The 20,058-nt window shown below is 39.9% G+C and carries 15 protein-coding genes; 6 read left to right on the top strand and 9 right to left on the bottom strand.

Annotated elements, in window-relative coordinates:
- Position 1 precedes the first annotated feature (1 nt).
- Complete coding sequence (locus KZP23_RS20040) at positions 2–1,168, bottom strand: PQQ-dependent sugar dehydrogenase (RefSeq protein WP_226333555.1); 1,167 nt, start codon at positions 1,166–1,168, stop codon at positions 2–4.
- 267 nt (positions 1,169–1,435) lie between these two features.
- On the opposite strand from KZP23_RS20040, the gene KZP23_RS20035 reads away from it, so the two are divergent.
- A complete protein-coding gene (locus tag KZP23_RS20035) occupies positions 1,436–1,915 on the top strand; it encodes a hypothetical protein (protein WP_226333554.1) in 480 nt (159 codons plus the stop codon).
- A gap of 88 nt (positions 1,916–2,003) precedes the next feature.
- Here KZP23_RS20035 and KZP23_RS20030 read toward each other — a convergent pair whose 3' ends face one another.
- The 3 genes from KZP23_RS20030 to KZP23_RS20020 form a co-directional block, all read right to left on the bottom strand.
- Positions 2,004–2,615, bottom strand: a complete 612-nt coding sequence (locus KZP23_RS20030) for a hypothetical protein (RefSeq protein WP_226333553.1) — start codon at positions 2,613–2,615, stop codon at positions 2,004–2,006.
- A gap of 23 nt (positions 2,616–2,638) precedes the next feature.
- Positions 2,639–4,951: a TonB-dependent receptor gene (locus tag KZP23_RS20025; RefSeq protein ID WP_226333551.1), complete on the bottom strand. Its 2,313-nt coding sequence runs from the start codon at positions 4,949–4,951 to the stop codon at positions 2,639–2,641.
- Positions 4,952–5,125: 174 nt separating this feature from the next.
- Positions 5,126–7,894 (bottom strand): outer membrane beta-barrel protein, encoded by a 2,769-nt coding sequence (locus KZP23_RS20020; RefSeq protein ID WP_226333549.1) that lies wholly within the window; start codon positions 7,892–7,894, stop codon positions 5,126–5,128.
- Positions 7,895–8,224: 330 nt separating this feature from the next.
- On the opposite strand from KZP23_RS20020, the gene KZP23_RS20015 reads away from it, so the two are divergent.
- Positions 8,225–9,457, top strand: coding sequence for a S8 family peptidase (locus KZP23_RS20015; RefSeq protein WP_226333547.1), 1,233 nt, complete (start codon positions 8,225–8,227; stop codon positions 9,455–9,457).
- Positions 9,458–9,511: 54 nt separating this feature from the next.
- Here the strand turns inward: KZP23_RS20015 and KZP23_RS20010 are convergent, their stop codons facing one another.
- Positions 9,512–9,742, bottom strand: coding sequence for a DUF3820 family protein (locus KZP23_RS20010; protein WP_226333546.1), 231 nt, complete (start codon positions 9,740–9,742; stop codon positions 9,512–9,514).
- A 101-nt stretch (positions 9,743–9,843) separates the two neighbouring features.
- Between KZP23_RS20010 and KZP23_RS20005 the strand changes: the two genes are divergently transcribed.
- Positions 9,844–11,250 (top strand): alpha/beta hydrolase family protein, encoded by a 1,407-nt coding sequence (locus KZP23_RS20005; protein WP_226333545.1) that lies wholly within the window; start codon positions 9,844–9,846, stop codon positions 11,248–11,250.
- 318 nt (positions 11,251–11,568) lie between these two features.
- Positions 11,569–12,573, top strand: coding sequence for a type I glyceraldehyde-3-phosphate dehydrogenase (gene gap, locus KZP23_RS20000; protein ID WP_226333544.1), 1,005 nt, complete (start codon positions 11,569–11,571; stop codon positions 12,571–12,573).
- Between the two features lie 60 nt (positions 12,574–12,633).
- Here the strand turns inward: gap and KZP23_RS19995 are convergent, their stop codons facing one another.
- Together KZP23_RS19995 and KZP23_RS19990 are read right to left on the bottom strand one after the other, a co-directional pair.
- A complete protein-coding gene (locus KZP23_RS19995; RefSeq protein WP_226333542.1) occupies positions 12,634–13,014 on the bottom strand; it encodes a nuclear transport factor 2 family protein in 381 nt (126 codons plus the stop codon).
- A 390-nt stretch (positions 13,015–13,404) separates the two neighbouring features.
- The gene (locus KZP23_RS19990) at positions 13,405–14,943 is read right to left on the bottom strand and encodes a SulP family inorganic anion transporter (RefSeq protein ID WP_226333540.1); all 1,539 of its coding nucleotides are present in this window, start codon (positions 14,941–14,943) and stop codon (positions 13,405–13,407) included.
- A 569-nt stretch (positions 14,944–15,512) separates the two neighbouring features.
- Here KZP23_RS19990 and cfa point away from each other — a divergent pair.
- Positions 15,513–16,658 carry a cyclopropane fatty acyl phospholipid synthase gene (gene cfa, locus KZP23_RS19985; RefSeq protein WP_226333538.1) on the top strand — a complete coding sequence of 382 codons (1,146 nt, stop codon included), beginning with the start codon at positions 15,513–15,515 and terminating at the stop codon, positions 16,656–16,658.
- Positions 16,659–16,782: 124 nt separating this feature from the next.
- Positions 16,783–16,986, top strand: coding sequence for a YwbE family protein (locus KZP23_RS19980; RefSeq protein WP_226333537.1), 204 nt, complete (start codon positions 16,783–16,785; stop codon positions 16,984–16,986).
- Between the two features lie 40 nt (positions 16,987–17,026).
- Here KZP23_RS19980 and KZP23_RS19975 read toward each other — a convergent pair whose 3' ends face one another.
- Positions 17,027–17,461, bottom strand: coding sequence for a hypothetical protein (locus KZP23_RS19975; RefSeq protein ID WP_226333536.1), 435 nt, complete (start codon positions 17,459–17,461; stop codon positions 17,027–17,029).
- A gap of 148 nt (positions 17,462–17,609) precedes the next feature.
- Positions 17,610–20,009 (bottom strand): glycoside hydrolase family 3 N-terminal domain-containing protein, encoded by a 2,400-nt coding sequence (locus tag KZP23_RS19970; protein ID WP_226333534.1) that lies wholly within the window; start codon positions 20,007–20,009, stop codon positions 17,610–17,612.
- Positions 20,010–20,058 lie beyond the last annotated feature (49 nt).

Genomic DNA, 20,058 nt, shown 5'->3' with positions numbered 1-20,058 from the left:
ATTATTTCTTTGGTATAATTTTAACTATGCCTTTTCCACCGATAGCTGCATAGATGTGATTGTCAGGACCAATTTTTACATTTCTCAATCTGCCCATTCCATCCAGTAGCTTTGTTCTGCCTATAACCTTTTTACCATCCATTTGTAGCAATTCAAGGTATTGGAACTTTAGGGAGCCTACTAGGAGACTGCCAGCCCAATCAGGGTAGGTTTCTTCAGGTACTACAGCGAAACCACAAGGAGCAATCGAAGGTACCCAATAGTAAATGGGTTGTTCCATTCCTTCTTTGCTGGTATTCTCAGTAAGCATAGAGTCATCATAATTAATACCATAACTGATCACTGGCCAGCCGAAATTAGCACCTTTTTTAACGATGTTAATTTCATCGCCACCTTGTGGACCGTGCTCATTAACCCAAATTTCCTTGTATTTTGGGTGGAAAATCATTCCTTGGGGATTTCTGTGTCCATAAGAATAAATGGCTTTTTTGGCATTGGCTTCATTTACAAAAGGATTGTCTTTTGGAATACTTCCGTCATCATGAAGGCGGTAAATTTTTCCATTATCCCTAGTGATGTCTTGGGGATTATTGTCCCTGTCACCTCTTTCACCGGCAGAAAAATAAAGATATCCTTTGTCATCAAAGGCTAATCTAGAACCAAAGTGTTGTCCTTTTTTGGTGTTAGGGCTTGCTTTATAGATGGTTTCATGGTCTGTAAGTTCAGAACCATTCAATTTAGCTCTTACTACTGCAGTATTGGCACCTTCTTCTTCTCCTTCTGAGGAAGCAATGGAAAAATATACCCAACTGTTGTTTTCAAAATCTGGGTGAAGCATAATATCCAATAGCCCACCTTGACCTCTAGAAGATACTTCAGGTGCGTTTTTTACTTCGGTTTTTTTTCCGTCCTTAACCAGATAAAGTGTTCCGGCTTTCTCTGAGACCAAAATGCTTCCATCTGGTAAAAAGTCCATTCCCCAAGGATCATCAAAACCTTCAACGATTGTTTCTACCGTATAATTTTTCGGGTCTTCAGCTATTTCAGGCGTATTAATGCTGATTCCTGATCGTGTGTCTTTTTCCTGTGCACAGGAACTGCCAACTACTAAACTAAAGGAGAGTAAGGTCAAAGCATATTTTAAGTGCTTGTTGTTTTTTAATTCCATAATAAATAGGCTTGTTATATAATAGGTTTTATTGATTTGATGTTTTCTAAGAAATAAATTGTAAAAACAGAAATGTACAGTTCCTTAATGCTTTTAGCAATTTGGAATTAAATATAAGCAATAACCCAATGAATAGAGTGATTCAAATGGGTAAGATTACAAATTACTTTAAAAGACAAAATATTTTTAGTTTTTAGCATGAATCAGAAATATCCATATTGTATATTTAATATGGACTAAATATTATCTGATCGGAAAATTAGTAATATGAATAGCGTTAGAAGTAAAGTTATTTTGGTGATGGTGCTGTCAATATTGGGATTGTTTGGAGGATGTAGTGAGTTGACAGAATCAATTTATACAGATAATGTACTGGAGTATGAGCTTAATACAATCAGTACGGAATATGGATATACGGGTAGGGCGATATTTAGAGAGTATGCTGATGGAACTGGACTGCAACTCTCCCTTATTCTTGAAGGAGAATCAGACCGTAAAGCTTATTTCTTTCCTGCACATTTGCATCAGGGAAGTTATGGCGAGGAAGGGATTATGTTGGAAAAATTAAATCCTGTGGATATAAGGCCCTTAAAAAGCGTGACGATTTTAAAAGATTATACTTATGAAAAAATGAAAGAACTAGATGGCCATATCAAGGTACATTTAGCTGAAGATGGACCTGATTATAATACCATTTTGGTAGCTGGAAATATTGGCGCCAATGCTCCCGGTGTGGCAAAGGAATGAGCAAATAATATCCAACTTTTATGATATAAGTAAAAAATAAAAACGGCCATGGTGAAATATCCAGGGCCGTTTTTTCAAGTTTCTATCCTTAGAAAGTTACTTCAAAAGATAGATCAAGGTCTGATTCTCCTCCAGCTTGTACATAGTTTTCCCAATGTGGATTATCTGCACCTGTGAAGGATTTATCCAGGTCATGCCTCAAAACAATTCTTATTTTACCTGAATTACTAACTAGGTTCTCATCCACTTTTACAATGCCGTTTAGGCCGATAGGATTTCCATTAGTGTCTGTATCGTCATAAGCATATTCCATAAAAGAGTTTTCTCCCACGAAAGCAGATCCAAGGAAGTAAAACTGGTGCTCATCAGCTTCTTCCTCGATTTCTTCTGTAATATCTTCATCGGCTATACCATTATAGGCGGTGATTTCCATTCGGTAGCTTTTGCCACTTTCCAAACCAATAATGGTTTCGATGTCTAGGTTTCCGTCCAAGGAAAGCCCTCCTTCAGATGAAGCTACAAAATCCATGGAGCTACCTATACTAAGGCCTGACTCATCTACTTCTGTGAAGGTAAGGGTAACATCAGTAATGACCTCTTGGTCCAATTCTGGTACAGGATCATCCTTGCTGCAGGAAGTCAATATAATAGTAAGTCCTAGTAAAAATGTTAAGGGTAATAATTTTGCTTTAGTTTTCATAACTATTGTGGTTTTGTGTCTTTTTAGAATTCATATTTTAGCCGCAAGGAAAGGTTTCTTCCCATTTGATGACTGAAGTACCTGAACCTGTCCATATAGTCTTTGTAGGAGGTATTAAGAAGATTGTCTATGGATAAATTGACCTTTAGTACGCTTTTTTGATTTTCAAATAATATTGTACCTACACTGATGTTCCAAAGGTTGTATCCTAATGGTGCTGGAGCTAAATCAAAGTCAGGTTCTCTTCTTTGTCGGAAAACAGAAAGGTTGCTCAGGCTAATCTTATTATTGCTCAGACCTCTCCATTCTGGTAATTCATAACTGATTCCAGTTTCGATTCTGTCGGCTGGAATAAAGGGCAGGTAGCTTTTATCTATTAAATTTTTTGCCCTGATCATAGCTCCTTTGACAAACCAGGAAATTCCATTTTCATGTTTATACAGAGAACTTAAGTCCATTCCCCAAAAATCAGCATCTGTTTGGAGGTACTCATAAATATTAAATGTTCCCCGGAGTGAAACATGTTGTTCTCCTGTGGGGTTGAGGTAGATATAGTTGTTGATCTTATGGTAATATCCTGTCCACTCTATGTCCCAATTACCCCTATTGAAGTTTAAGGTATTGACCCATTTGATGGCCTGCTCGCTTACAAAGTTTGGATTACCTATTTCTACGGCAGCGGCACCATGATGAAGGCCTTCACTAAACTGTTCATTGATGTTCGGAGGTCTCCATGCCGACCCGATATTAGAGATCAACATCCAATTGCTGTTAAAGCTGTAAGCTGCTCCTATGGAGGCGGTGAAGTTTTTGAAAGTGTAGTTCCTTTCTTCCAATTCTCCATCGTTATATCTGGCAGCATCCACATATCTGAAGTCATATCGAGCTCCGGCTTCCAGTTCCAAATTACCATTAGTGTACTTTTCAATGGCAAAAGCACCTAAATTAATTAAATCATAATTGGGAATCAGGGGAGTAACCCCAGTGCCTGGTATATTATTATTGGCTTGCTGTAGCATATTAACCCCAATAGAACCATTCCAGGATTTTGCACTGGGATGCTCATAGGAGAGGTTTAGGGTATTTGTAAACAGTTCAAGGTCTAAGGCCGCCCTATCATTGAGTGCCCCCCGTCTTTTGTCAAACTCTTGCCGGTTATTTTGCTGAAAGGCGTATTCTAAGTTGAGTACACCTTCGTTTTTCAAATGATAATGACCTTTGGCTTTGAGCAGCTGGTGGACTACTTCTTGTCTTGGATTGACAATGTCATAATTGAAACCAGGATTACTGAATGGTCGTCCATTTTCAATCAGTTCATTTAAATCACTTAAGTTTCCCGTATGGGAATCACTTAGAATACCAATTGTAGTGGAAAATCTACTGTAAAATAGGTCCATCCCGATGTTTTTGGTATTATAGCCAATGGCACCTGAGAAATTGAGCTCTCGCATGCCTGTATTGTCCTGAAAATAATCAGGGGATTTAATATTTCCTCCAGCACGGCTTGAAGCTTGGAGTCTATAACCCAATCCTTTCCATTTTTTACTTCCCCCCTCCAAACTAATGGCAGCAGCTCCGGAACGTCCATTGGTGTTGCCGATGATATGGGCAGTGCCTTTAAAACCAGCTTTGACAGGGAGTTTGGGTGGGGTGACCAAAAGTACTCCTCCCATGGCTTCAGGACCGAATCGAATTGACTCTGCACCTTTAACCACGGAAATGTTTTCGGCCATGAATGGGTCGATCTCGGGCGCATGTTCGCCACCCCATTGTTGGCCTTCTTGTTTGATTCCATTATTTAGGATCATGATCCGATTGCTGTGCATACCATGGATGACCGGTTTGGCGATGTTGGCACCAGTAGTATAAGTGGTAACGCCTGATAGTGACTTAAGGGTTTCTCCCAGATTTTTACCCCGGGTTTCATCGAGCAGTTCAGTACTTATACTGCTTACTGCATTCATGGTATTGACAGCATCTTTATGTCCGACTATTTCCACACCGTCAATGGTGTATTCCTTCTGGCTCAATCGGATGGTCAGATTGACATTTTCGTGGACATTAAGAGGTAGCGTTTGGGCTGTATATCCCAAGGATTCTACCTTTAGCTCAAAATGTCCCTCACATAGGTCATTGATGCGGAAATTCCCGTTTTGATCTGTAACAGTTCCCTTGCTGAGGTCTTGAACCCATATATAAGCGTTGATAACGGCTTCATTGCTTTCACTGTCCAAGACTTTTCCCCTGAGTATAAAGGGACAGTCTTCCTGGGCCAAAAGATTGGTGCTAAGGAGGAGTAAAGTGAATAAAAGTGAACTCAGTTTTCGCATTTTCATTATTGATGACAAATATAATGCAATATTGTTGCTTCTACGTTCTTTTTGCAACTTTGTTTCACTGATAAACTTTTAATGGGTAGTGAAAAGTTCAGATTGGAGGCCAATGCAGAAAAAAAAGGTACAGTTGAATAGAACTGTACCTTTTCGATTATATAGTTACTGAAATTTGGATCAATCGTATTGCGGTCGGTTTCCGCCAAATGCTCTTAGATTATAAGTCAAGGTAAGCATAAAGAATTGTTTTAGCACATCTGTCCTCACATTTTCTATATAGACATCTGTAATATTTCGTTCAATACTGGTATTTTGGTTCAATAAATCGAATACGGTCATTTTTAATTCCAAGTTTTCAGAAGGAGGGAACCTATAGCCAAAATCTGCATTCATCAACCAGATGGATTGATCAAATTCATCTCCTAATCCTGCATAGAGTTGGTTGTTTACATTGGTACTGATAAAGAATCCTCTCCAGAAATTCCAATAAAGGTCCAGACGGGTACTTTGGGAATAGTAATTTGAGTTTCTATCTGCTTGAAGTGTGCTTCTGACCACATTATAGTTAGCGCTTGTTCCTAGGTTGAAATCAAGCTTTTCCCCTACATTACTGGTGATGGACAGGCCTTGTCCCATACCAAGGTTATGATTGGTATTGAGCTGGTCGTTGATAAGGCCTGGCTGGTTGGAATAACTGAACCTTGTATCCAAGTTTAAATTACTTTTTATAAATCCAAGCGGGAAACCAAAGGAGATACTGGTACTTGCATCATATGCGTTGTCGAGGTTCACTGGCCTTCTTAGTTGACCTCCTTGTCTCAATAATACATCATTATTGATCAGGGTGTCTTTGGAAGCAATGAAGGTACTGGTCCCCATATAGTTTTTTCTTACCCTGCCGGAAAAGTACATAAAGAAAGACTTGGAGGTTTCCAGATTGATTTTTCTGATCCTAGAAAATATCCTGTGCTCGTATTCTTGTTCCAAATCTGGATTTCCCATAGAAATGGAAAGTGGATTGCTATTGTCGATTACGTCTTGTAACTGATTGACAGACGGGGCATCCGTGTCTGTTCTATACCCAAACCTTATACTGGTTTCTTTATTGGGTTCGTAGGTGACATAGACTCTCGGAATAAAGTTTTTAAAATTTCTTTGTGTGTTTTCAAAACCAGGAAAAAGCCTATCACTGTTTAGGTCAGCAATTTGGTAAACAAAGGAAGAATATATTCTTAATTCTTCTCCGGCGTATTGATAGCCAAGGTTCATTTCATGGTGACGGTAACCATTGTCAAATTTGTTACTTAAAGTACTGTCTTTTTCAAAGTTAAAGGATTCCATTTCCCTTTGGCTTACATCTCTGTCACTAATTCCATTATCATTTCTTAATTCATACTCTAATCTCAGCTGAGAGTTTTCACCAACAGGTTCCGTATATACAATCTCCATCTCATAATTGTTGGATTTTGAAGTGCTATTGGATTTTTGAACCAAGCTATCCAAGTTTTCATTTTGATAATTCCTGTTGGCAGAGGTTAATAAGGACTGACCATTGTTTTTTCTATACCTGGATTCAATGCTGGTAGAGATCGTTCTTCCCGGTTTGTTAAATTTATAGCGATAAGTGAAGTCATTATCTATGCTTAATGCATCATTATTAGAGGAAGTTAAATTGATCGTTTCACTGATAGGTGTGTTTTGGTTATATAGGTTCCTTGCAATGAGGCTATTCTGGGCATTTGATTTTTGATAGGAGAATCTTGGTCTCCAGATTATAGCATGTTTATCAGAAATATCATACTCTAGCTTCAAAGACATTCTGTGGGTTTGACTGTTGTTTTGGTCAAGTCTTTCTTCATCGTAAAATTGGAGGCTATCACTTGGCAAGATATACTCTCTGCTAGAAGTCCTGTTCAGGGTGTTTTTACTATCATTGAAGAAATAGTTACCGGAAATTTTTGCCTTGCCATTATCGAATTTATCGGTGAAGTTGGTTCCTACAGCATTTGTTTTAGTGATACCTGGCAGAGACCTGACGGTCAAGTCATCGCTGTCTCGTCTTCCCCAGCCCCGATCATTTCCAGATCCAAAGGCGCCTGTTAGGTCATCTGCAGAAAAGTTTTGTTGGTTGATATTGTTGCTTAGTCCAAGTACCGAGAGCCTTTGGGCACCTTCAAAGAAATGGATAGCGCCTCCCACCAAATAATTGTCGTCAGTACCATATCCGGCAAAGAGTTGCCCGAATTTCCCTCCTCTTTTATCCTTTTTAGTGATGATATTAATGGTCTTAATGGTTTCTCCATCATCAAAACCTGTTAGTTTAGCTTGGTCACTCTTTTGATCCAAAAATTCAATTTTATCAATTACCTCAACTGGCAGGTTTTGCATGGCCGTGGCTGGATCATCCCCGAAGAAAGGCTCACCATCGACCAGAACACGGCCTACAGTTTCCCCTTGAACTTCTATGGTTCCTCCTCTCATGTTTACTCCTGGCATTTTACGGATCAATTCACCAGCACTTGCCTGAGACCGGGTCTTGTAGGCATTGGCGTTAAAGGAAACCGTATCTCCTTTTACTTCTCCTGTCATGATTTGGCCTTTTACCTCTACCTCCTGGAGCTGAGTGGCATCCTGACCTAGGGCGATTGTTCCAAGGTTGTTACTTTGAAGATTGGAATAGGTCTTTCTCAATGTTTCAAAACCTATAAAACTAATTTCCAATATGAATGGTGTGGTTGTAGGTTTGGCTATTTTGAAGTCGCCATTTTCATCAGAATAGGTGTTTCCTATGGTCTCATTTTCTGTGTTTTTGACAAAAATATAGGCACCAGGAAGTGTTTCCTCGCTTTGTTGGTCTATAATTTTACCTTGAAGGATTTCTTGTGCCCAGAGATTTCCCTGAAAGTTTAAACTTATTATAAAAAAAAGTAAATAAAATTTGTTCATTCTGTTGTAATTCAGTTTGTTATGATTGATGAGGTTGTTGAACTATATATTAATAGACTACAAAATTAGACAAAGGTTTAGGCTACTCTTGGGTTATTGTATGAGTGGATACAAATTCAGTTAAACGGGTTATTTAATGGGTGGAGTTCCTACCACTCAACAAATAAAAAACTTGACTTTTCGTCATTACTGGCATTTGCTAAATCGGTTGACTGTTTTGAACCTCTTCTGTTGGAGCTTGGGAAAAGAAGGTTTTACGTTGGTTTCCCTTTAATTTTGCTTATATTCATTTGTATAGTTTTGATCATTAATTGTTTAAAAAGTTAGAAGATGAAAAAGCATTTATTAAGCGTAATGATGAACCCAGTGGTGGCTTTGTCCATTATTTTGGGGGCCTTTCTAGCTTCATGTCAGGAAGTAGAGCAAAGTTCCATATCAGTGCCGGTGGATCAATCTGCTGATATCAACGGCACTGTAATACCTGGAAAGTATATTGTGGTATTACATAATCAGAGAATTAATTTTAGACGGAAAGGTAGCTATGAAGATATGCAGGCATCCATGAGGAAGGAAGTTTCCAGCATGCTAGCAGATTTTCGTGTGGCACCAGAAAACCTAGACCGAGTATTTAGCAATGCGCTAGAAGGTTTTTCTGTAGAATTGGATGAAGAACAATTTATCCTTTTGAGCAAGGATAGCCGGGTCAAGTTTATAGAACAAGACCGTGTGATTGCATTGGCTCCACCTCCAGGAAAAGGCCCTGGTAATGGAGGAGGAGGGGAAGAACCTTCAGGCGAAACGGTTCCCTATGGGATTTCAAGGGTTGGAGGTCCGGTGGATTACTCAGGCAGTAATGTGGCTTTTGTAATCGATACTGGCATAGACTTGGATCATCCGGATTTGAATGTCGATGCTTCCAAAGGCTTCAATGCTTTTAATACAGGGAAAGACAGCAAATCTTTGGATGATGGAAATGGGCATGGTACGCATGTAGCAGGAACGATTGCGGCGATCAATAATGATTTTGGAGTGATAGGAGTGGCAGCTGGAGCAACAGTCGTACCAGTGAAAGTATTGGATTCCAGAGGTTCAGGTTCTTATTCTGGGGTGATTGCAGGGGTTGATTTTGTGAAAGCGAGAGGCAATAATGGTGATGTGGCCAATATGAGTTTAGGAGGACCAGTCTCTAATGCGCTGGATCAAGCGGTCAAAGAGGCTGCTGCTTCAGGCGTAAAGTTTAGCTTGGCTGCCGGTAATGAGGGGGGAGATGCCAATGAGCATTCTCCAGCAAGGGTCAATGGCCCGGATATTTACACCATATCGGCCATGGATGAAAGTGATAACTTTGCCTCTTTCTCAAATTTTTCGAATCCTCCTGTGGATTATTGTGCTCCTGGAGTATCGATTACATCTACCTGGAAAAATGGCGGATATAATACGATCAGTGGTACCTCCATGGCCGCTCCACATGTAGCGGGAATCTTATTGCTGGGAAATATCCAAAGTAGCGGAACAGTAAATGGTGACCCGGACGGTAATCCAGATTCTATTGCTTCACATTGATTTATGAATAAACCATTCAATAGTTGGCCTCCTGATATGATTTGGGAGGCTTTTTTATAGTTCCCCTAATTGGATTTTCTTTTTGAGTTCTATCAAAATATATTCCAAACCATTGACGCGGATTTCATACATAGTATTCAGCCACATGCCTAATTTCCCTTCCGGAAAGCCTTTCCTATGCATCCATACTAGGTAATGCTCTGGTATATCACAAATCAACCTTCCTTTGTATTTTCCAAAAGGCATTTTTTTAGTCACTAAATCAAGCAGTATTTCTTTTTGCATAGACGAAGATATCTGAAAATCGTATTAACTTTAAAATTCTCAGGAATACATTTTACCACACTATTTATAATCAGCTGTAAAATAGCAGAAAAATCAAGCCCATGATCCTTCGGTTAAATCAATACTTTCTAGCCTTTTCTGTTGGTTTTCTCACCATCTTTTCCCTTCATGCACAGGAACTACAAGGAAGCTGGAAGGGAGAACTCGATATAATGGCAAAAAAACTACCCATAATATTTCATTTTGAACAGGAAGGTGGAGACTGGAAAGGAACGATGGACAGTCCTACTCAGGGGGCAACTGGCATGGCGATAGATAAGGTGCTACATACTGCTCCCATGGTATCGGTAGAATTGGGAAAATTCAACATTACCTTTGAGGGATTGTTGATGAATGATACGATCAAAGGGACCTTTACACAGTCTGGGGTGGAAATTCCTTTAGATCTGATCAAGGTAGGAGAGGAGGAGCTACTTGGGCAGCCAAAGCAGCAAGAACCAAAAGCGCCATTTGACTATGATGTTATAGAAACCAGTTTTCAAAACATGAAAGCAGGTATAAAGTTAAAGGGAACGATTACCAAACCAAAGGGGATGGGGCCATTTCCAGCTGTAGTCTTGGTTAGTGGTTCTGGTCAACAGGATAGGAACGGAGAGGTTTTCGGTCATAAACCATTTTGGGTAATTGCAGATTACTTGACCAGAAAAGGTATTGCTGTGTTGCGCTATGACGAACGCGGGACGGGTGAATCAGAAGGTGAATTTGCGGAGGCCAATAGTTTTGATTTCGAAAAAGATGCTGAAGTAGCCCTTCACCACTTGAAGAAATTCCCTTTTGTGGACCAATTGAGAAGTGGTGTGGTCGGGCATAGCGAAGGAGGAATGATTGCTTGGATTATGGCTGCGGAGACCAAAGGTTTGGGCTTTGCCATTTCTTTGGCAGGGCCTACCGTGCCCATTTCGGACTTAATGATGCAGCAAAGTCAGGATGTATTGTCTTCTTACGGTGCTTCTGAAGAATTGATCCAGGAACAAAGGAAAATCAATGAAGTACTTTATCAGGTATTTGAAGATACAGAAGATTTTAAGGACTTGAATGGTAATTTGACTACAGCGCTCAGAAGTCATTTGAAAGAGATGAACAAAGTGGATTCTTTGGATCAGGAACAAATACAGGAATTGGAAGGTGCTTACAGCCAAATGGTTTCTCCTTGGTATTTTAGTTTTATGAAATTTAATCCAGCGCCTTATATTAGGCAAGCCAATATTCCTGTTTTAGCATTGTTTGCGGCAAAGGATATACAGGTGAACGGTCCCATTAATTACCAGGCATTGGAGGATATTAAAAATAAAGAGGGAAAGGATAATATAGAACTCAAATTATATCCAGGATTAAATCATTTGTTTCAAACCGCCCAAACGGGTGCCATAGATGAATATGCACAGATTGGTGAGACCTTTAGCGAGGTGGTTTTGGAGGATATAGTGGCTTGGATCAAAGGCCTATAGGATTCAGAAGAATTATTAATTCTAAAGCATATTTTGGTTTTTGCTGAGAAATTGGAGGGTTTGAGCGGTGTTTCTTGCAAGAATTTTAATTTTGACTCGAAAAAGACGAAAAACTTTGACCTAATGTCAGATTAATGAAGCCTTAATTTCCTTCCTAAATATTAATTCAATAAATTTGGCATAGTTAAAAACAGCCGTCCAAAGCTAAAGTACTGCAGGAAGCATTTAGCATTTTTGCAAACCATGATGATGGGATTTGGATGCTGTAATCATAAGTCGAAAATAACAACATAATTTTACCTATTAACCTTACTAAAAATGACAAAGATTAAAGTAGGAATTAACGGATTCGGAAGAATTGGTAGACTGGTTTTCCGCGCTGCCCAAGAAAGAGATGATATTCAGATTGTGGGTATCAATGACCTAGTGGATGTAGATTACATGGCTTACATGTTGAAGTATGACTCTACTCACGGTATCTTCAAGGGAGACGTAGAAGTTAAGGATGGCCAGTTGGTTGTAAACGGTAATGCAATCCGTGTAACTGCCGAAAGAAATCCTGCTGACCTTAAGTGGTCTGATGTTGGTGCTGAATATGTAGTAGAATCTACTGGTCTTTTCTTGACCAAGGATTCAGCTAAAGGTCATATCGAAGCTGGTGCTAAGAAAGTGATCATGTCTGCTCCTTCTAAGGATGACACTCCTATGTTCGTAATGGGTGTAAACGAATCTTCTTATACTTCAGATATGCAGTTCGTTTCTAATGCTTCTTGTACTACTAACTGTCTTGCTCCATTGGCTAAGGTGGTAAATGACAATTGGGGTATTGAAGAAGGTTTGATGACTACTGTACACGCAACTACTGCTACGCAGAAAACTGTTGACGGTCCTTCTGTGAAAGACTGGAGAGGTGGACGTGGTGCTGGTCAAAACATCATCCCTTCATCTACTGGTGCTGCTAAAGCGGTAGGAAAAGTAATTCCTGAATTGAACGGTAAATTGACTGGTATGGCGTTTAGAGTTCCAACTCCTGACGTTTCTGTAGTTGACCTTACTGTGAAATTGAAGAAAGGTGCTTCTTACGAAGAGATCTGTGCTAAAATGAAAGAAGCTGCTGATGGTGAATTGAAAGGTATCTTGGGTTACACTGAAGATGCAGTGGTTTCTAATGACTTTATCGGTGACGCTAGAACTTCTATCTTCGATGCAGGTGCTGGTATACAGTTGAGCGACAAATTCGTGAAATTGGTGTCTTGGTATGACAATGAGTGGGGTTACTCTAACAAAGTTGTTGATCTAGTAGCTTATATCGCTAGCAAATAAGAGGTTATTCAGCCTTGAACATATAAAAAGCCAGCTTGATTGATTTCAAGCTGGCTTTTTTTATTTCATTTTAATTATATATGAAGTTATTGATTTAATGAGTTTACCTTTTGCGCCACTAAATTGGTAAAAATCGGAAAATGCATATTCCTTTCCATCATGCATTTTCATTGATCCGTTTACTGCCCCTTCTTTTCCGTGGGATAAGATTTGGTATAAAGTTAGTTCGACCACTTTGTTTGTTTTCATATTTTCCATTTCACTTCTAAACATCTCCTTTCCGGCGATTTCTTTGTCGCCGACGATGTGCCAAACAATTTCGTCAGATACGCTTTCGATCAAGTAATCAATATTGCCCTTAGCAAAAGCAATATTAAACTCTTTTAGGAAAGCCATTTTAGGGGAGTTTCCACAATTTGGGCTAGCAATGATTTTTGTCATTCATTAGTGTTTTTAAGAAATACATTTTAATAATATAGAGCCACCCGTGTGCGTGCGTAGCCCAAGAGGAACTCCATATTTAGTCATACTTTCTGCTTTATCTTCTGCATGCTTATTGATAGCATAAAGGTACTTTGTAGACATTCATGGCATTTGGGTTAAAATATTGATAGATCAGTATCTAAAATTAATCATATTTTTCACAATTCAAGAAGTACTTATGGACATGTAATGACTTGAAATTAAGTGCTTTTTGAGGAGTAGGTGTTTGGATATAATGCGTTTCAGTTTGACTGACAGAGATTCGTTCATGTACTTGGAATTCCGTATGGGCAAAAAAAAGCAGCGATTTTAAAACCGCTGCTAAGTATTTTATTAGGTTATAATGGATCAATCCATTACAATTTTATAACTAGGATCGTCATCTGCATAGTTGACATTGATGATTTTTTCGGCTTTTTCCAATAAGGTTTTGGAACTTGTGCTTAGATGACGGATATAGACCGTTTTGCCTACCTTATTGTATCTTTCGGTTACCTTATGAACTGCATCTATACCTGAATGGTCCACAATGCGACTCTCTGCAAAATCGATGATGATCTCATCTGGATCGTTGGTAGGGTCAAATTTTTCACCAAAGGTCAATGCAGAGGCAAAGAATAGAGGACCATAGATTTCATAGTGTTTTACACCATTTTTATCAATGGTTTTTCTGGCACGGATCATCTTGGAATTTTCCCAAGCAAATACCAAGGCTGAGATGATCACTCCAACCAATACAGCCAAGGCCAAGTTGTGCAAGAAGATAGTTACCAAGGTCACTACAATCATGACCAATACATCGGTGAAAGGTACTTTTTTGAAAATCTTCAGGGATGCCCATTCAAATGTCCCTATGGCGACCATAAACATTAATCCCACCAATGCGGCCATTGGGATCATTTCAATATAAGATGAAAAGAAGAGTATAAATGTCAGCAAACCACAAGCTGCCACAATGCCTGAAATTCTGTTTCTACCGCCAGCATTGACGTTGATCAGGCTTTGGCCGATCATGGCACAGCCACCCATTCCGCCAAAGAAACCTGTGGTGACATTGGCCATGCCCTGGGCGATACACTCTTTATTCCCGTTTCCACGAGTTTCTGTGATTTCGTCTACCAAGGTAAGGGTCAAAAGGCTTTCAATGAGCCCCACGGCTGCCATGATAGCAGAATAGGGAAGTACCACCATCAAGGTGTCCCAATTTAAAGGCACCATGGGAAGATGAAATTCCGGTAGTCCACCTGATATAGAAGCCATATCCCCAACAGTTTTGGTGTCCACACCTCCAAAAATAACTATGCCTGAAATGACCAATATCGCCGCTAGGGCAGAAGGAATGACTTTAGTGACTTTGGGTAAGAATTTTATGATGATCATAGTAAGGATTACTAAGCCCAGCATAATGTATAATGGAGGACCTGAAATCCATTCTTTCACGCCTGGAGCTGTTTGGATTTTAAACTGCTCAAATTGGGAAGTGAAAATTATCACCGCCAATCCATTGACAAACCCATACATTACTGGGTGAGGAACCAACCGGATCAATTTTCCAAGTTTTAATACGCCCACCAAAATCTGGATGATCCCCATTAAAATAACTGCAGCAAATAGGTATTCTACTCCATGGCTCACCACCAAGGCGACCACCACAACAGCAATAGCGCCAGTAGCACCGGAAATCATTCCTGGCCTACCGCCGAGCATAGCTGTGATCAAGCCTATAAAAAAGGCAGTATAAAGTCCTATCAAAGGAGAAACTTGTGCAATTAAAGAGAAGGCCACTGCTTCTGGCACCAGGGCCAATGCAACAGTTAAGCCTGAGAGTACTTCATCCTTAAGCGTTGATTGCTTTGGACGAAATAGGTTAAAGAACATTTGTGTCATGTCTTTTCTGGTTTAATTTGGTATAGTATGAAAGCGTGTTTAGAATGTGTTGGCCACAGCATTTTGTCCGAAACATTGAAATAATGACGGGAGGATAAAAAAAGCCACCAAGGTTCAGGGTGGAGTAGGGATAGGTTTTATTGTGGCAATGTTTATCATAGGTGATACAAAGGTAATTCTTTTTTTTAAAAACAGAATAAAATTTCAAAAAAGGGCATGGGGTGATGTGCTGATAAAATAATACCTAATTTTAAATGTTTGAAGGCGAGTGCTTTGGATGTGATTTTGTTAATAGGTAGGTCTAAATTTTATTGTTTGTCTTGCGAAGTGTTGTGATGGTTGTGTATAATTGAAATAATATGCTATTTATTGATTTTTTGGTTTCTCGTTTTCTTTAGTGGCTTTTCGGCGGAGCAAATAAGGGAGAGAAAAGAACTTATAATCCTTTAATTCTTGAAGGGATTTTAATAAATTAAATAAGGAATTTTGGTTGTATATCGGGTTGAACTTAGTTATTCTTTGAGGTATCAGGACAATTTAAGGTTTGTGTAATCTAAGAGGACACCACCATGGATGCTTATCAAAAGACAATTCAAGAACTATTAGCCCATGCAGGTATTTGTGTTAATGGGGCTGCTCAATATGATATTCAAGTGAAGGATCATCGTTTTTATAAGAAAGTACTAAGCGAAGGCTCTTTGGGCTTGGGAGAAGCTTATATGGATGGATGGTGGGAATGCGAGGCTTTGGATGAATTTTTTAATAAGTTATTGAGGGCAAAATTGCATCAGAAGGTCAAGGGAAATTTAAAAATGTTCTGGCAGGGAATCAAGGCCAAATTGTTTAATCTCCAATCAATCACTTTGGCCAAAAATACTATCGTCCAACATTATAATATTGGCAATACTCTTTATGAGAAAATGTTGGATAAGTATATGATGTACAGTTGCGCATATTGGGAAGAAGCGAGGGATTTAGACGAGGCACAGGAGAAAAAGTTGGAATTGATATGCCGAAAGTTAAAGCTGTCAGCAGGGATGCGGGTTTTAGATATTGGTTGTGGATGGGGTGGATTTGCAACATATGCCGCCAGAAATTATCAGGTAGAAGTGGTTGGATTGACGCTATCTGAGAAGCAGGCTGAATTGGCAAAGGTACGCTGCAGGGGACTGGATGTGGAAATACGTTTGCAGGATTATAGAGAGGTCAATGAGTCATTTGATAGGGTCTTATCCATCGGAATGATGGAACATGTGGGCTTGAAAAACCATCGGAAGTATATGGAGGTGGTGAATAAAAATCTAAAAGATGGGGGCATCAGTCTCCTTCATACGATAGGTAAATATGCAACTTTTGAAGTCACTGACCCTTGGATCGATAAGTATATCTTTCCAAATAGTCTGATACCATCAGCTGCACAGCTTACAAAAGCCATGGAAGGGTACTTTCATATTGAAGACTGGCACAACTTTGGGCTTTATTATGATAATACGCTGATGGCTTGGTTGGATCGGTTCAAAGCAGCTTGGGATTCCATCAAGGAGCATTATGATCATAGATTTTACAGGATGTGGCAGTATTACTTGAGTTGTAGTGCAGGCTCTTTTCGTGCCCGTCAAAACCATTTATGGCAGATAGTGATGGTAAAGGATACCTTTAAGGGAGAGTATAAGGCAGTAAGAAGTTTATGCCAAGATCAAATAGGAGTGAAATAGTTCTGAATAGTCAATGCGATTCAATTATCTGATTCTAAAAGTGGCTGAATTCAATTTATTTGCGTTATTTCGTCGGAATTTGCTTTTGATGAAAATAAATGGATAAATAACATATACATTCAATATGCTTGACGGTAGAATAAGGAAGGATATAAAAATAGGGGATTTTGTAGAGATCGTGCAAAAACATCATCAGAGGAGTGGGGAACTCACTGATGGCCTGGTGAAGCGGATATTGACTAAATCACCCAATCACCCACATGGGATCAAGGTTCAGCTGGATACCGGTGAAGTGGGAAGAGTAAAAAATATCATAGAGGAAGATTGAATTGAAAGAAAAAAGGAGCCGTTGAGCTCCTTTTGATATTTTATGCCAACCAAGCATTCCAAGGTATTCTTGAAAGGATCATTAATAAGGCAATTCCATAAAACATATAAAGGCTTCTGTACCTGGCCTTATTATTGGTTAATTTTTTAGCCCTACTGTAACCTACTGTGATCAGGATGATGGCTATGATATTCATCAAGGGATGTTCCAAGGCATATAGTCTGCTGGTGGCATCTCCCATAGCTTCTCCGCCAGATAAATTAGACAACCCCAATGGGCTGATAAAGTAAATGGCTATTCCTACGATCAGTTGGATATGGGCTGGAATAAGTCCTATCAAACCAAATTTACGGCTTTTATCAGTAAATTCTTTATTGCTTAAAGCACCAATAAGGGCGTAAATAAAAACAATGGCCAGACCCGCTATGACCAAATAAGCCATTCCGGAATGAAGGTGTTGAAATCCTGTTTGCATGTTGTCTTCTATAATTTTTTTTACAACCCAAATTAACGCAAATCTTAGGAGATTTTTATGTTTTTTGGATAGATTGTAAAAGAGGATACAGAGAATAAGCTGAATCTACTCCTGTTTTTACCCTTGAGTTTTGCCTAAGCTTGGGATGTTATTTAATAATTTCAAATTCCTTTTGGAGACGAATATCTTCCGAACTGCTGCCCAATAGAACTTCAAAGCTACCGGGTTCTACTGTCCAGTTCATGTTTTTGTCCAATATTTCCAGGTCGTCAGGACCGATGCTAAAGGTGACGGTCTTGGTTTCTCCCGGTTCTAATGTAACTCGTTCAAAGCCCCTTAACTGGCTGACATAGGTGGTTACGCTGCTGACTTTGTCTCTGATATAAAGCTGGACTACTTCATCACCTTTCATTTTTCCGGAATTGGTAATATCGGCACTTACAGTAATCTGACCTTGTTGATACTGCTTATCGGGGCTAATATTGAGATTAGCATAAGAAAAAGAGGTGTAACTCAGACCATAGCCAAAGGGATATAGGGGGCCGATGACGGCGGTGTTTCCATAACCATTGGGGCCAGCTCCGGGCTGTCCTGCATGGGAGCCAGGCTTAAACGGGAAGTTAAGTTCTATTTGGCCCAGGCTTTTCGGAAATGTTACCGGAAGTTTGCCTCCAGGATTATAGTCTCCAAATAGTGTTTCTGCCACTGCTTGCCCTCCTTTTGCATTCGGAAACCATGCTTCTAAGATGGCAGGGATATACCTGTTTTCCCAATTAATGGTCAGCGGTTGTCCATTGATAAGGACAAGCACGATTGGTTTGCCTGTTTCCTTTAGGGCTTGAAGTAGTTGCAACTGCCTTCCTGGTAAGCCTAACCCCGTGCGGGATTTGCTCTCTCCACAGCGTTTTTCATCTTGTCCTAGTACTGCAATTACTACATCGGCATCCTGGGCTTTTATCACTGCTTTTTGGATGTCATCTTTTTCTCTATCGCTCAGGGGAGTAGGAATGATCTCACTTTCAGGCCAGTTCTCATCCACCACTTCACAACCTTTTTCATAATTTACCTTAGCGGCATCCCCGACATACTGCTGGATGCCTTCCGGTATATTGATATTTTCAAGATTTTGTGGGCCATAGCGACTTACATAGACACTTTCATCTTCAGCTAGTGGTCCTGTAACCAAAATATTGTTGAGAGAATTTAATTTCAATGGCAATAGGTCTGCTTCATTTTTAAGTAGCACGAGTGATTCACGTGCCATGTTTAAAACAAAGTCTTCCGTATCAGGAGCGGCCACTATTTTGTCCGCGGCTTTTGGGTCTTTTACATAGGGCGCATCAAAAAGCCCCAATTGGAATTTCACCCTGAGGACGTCAGCTACGTTTCTGTCCAAGGTTTCCATCGAGAGGCGTCCTTCCTTGACCAATTCTCTGAGGGGAAGAATATAATCCTGTGGTGGAGTAAAATGGGTTCGTACATTCAGGCCCGCTTCTGCCACTTGGCGGACGGCATCTTTGTAATCGACTGCTACGTGATGTTTGCTGTGCACAAATTCCACTGCCTCACTGTCTGACACAACATATCCGTTGAAGCCAAATTGATGCCTGAGCAGTTCTGTAAGGAAATAATAACTGGCACTGACGGGTACTCCATCCCAGTCGTTATAGCTGCTCATTACCCCTACAGGCTTGGATTCTTTGATGATTTTGCGATAGGGGAAAAGGTGTAACTGGTGCATTTCTCTGGGAGCTACATGGGGATCGGTTCTGGCATAGCCATCTCTGCCTCCCTTTGGTACACTATATACTGCGTAGTGTTTTAGAGTAGCTCCTAAACCTTGGGACTGAATTCCTTCTACCATTTGTTGTCCCATTGATGCTACATGGAAAGGCTCTTCACCGTAACACTCCAATACGCGTCCCCATCTCGGATCTCTGGCCAAGTCAAGGATTGGAGCGTATATATTAGTGTAGCCCAATGCTTTGGCTTCCCTACCAGCGATGCTTCCTGCTTGTCTTACCAGTTTTTTGTTCCAAGTACTCCCAATCGATATGGGAGCAGGTAGTGGGGTCGCATGGTCATGATTTAATCCGTGAATGGCTTCGTTGGTAAAATCTACGGGAATCCCCAGGCGGGTTTCTTCGATGAACCAACGCTGAATAGTATTAATGGCCTCTGCATGCTTACTGAAAGGGTAAGAATATGGTGTTTCTTTTAGGCCATTGAGCTGCTCATCAATATTGGCTATGCCATCTTTCCATATTTCATTTTTCCATTCTTTGGTGGGTAATTCATCTGCCAGTACCCTTTTATAGCCATATAAGGTGGCCGTTTGGCATGTCTTTTCCTCTAATGTCATTTGGCTCAATAGGTCCTCGACACGTCGTTCAATATATTGATTGGGGTCCTCGAAAATATCCTTTTGACCGTTTTTATTGAAATCAATCCAATCTTTGTGATAAATATTGGCTTTTTGTCCCAGGGCACCAAGGCTAGTTAAGCTGAAACAGAGGGAACACAGTGTTAACCTATTAAATATTTGCATATAGTGTAAAATGTTAATTATTCCTAAACGAAAAGATTTTCTCATTAGG

Origin of the sequence: Echinicola marina, assembly GCF_020463795.1 — a bacterium.
GTDB classification, from domain to species: Bacteria; Bacteroidota; Bacteroidia; order Cytophagales; family Cyclobacteriaceae; genus Echinicola; species Echinicola marina.
Note: the sequence above shows the minus strand (reverse complement) of the source record. Positions and strands in the feature narration are given on the sequence as shown.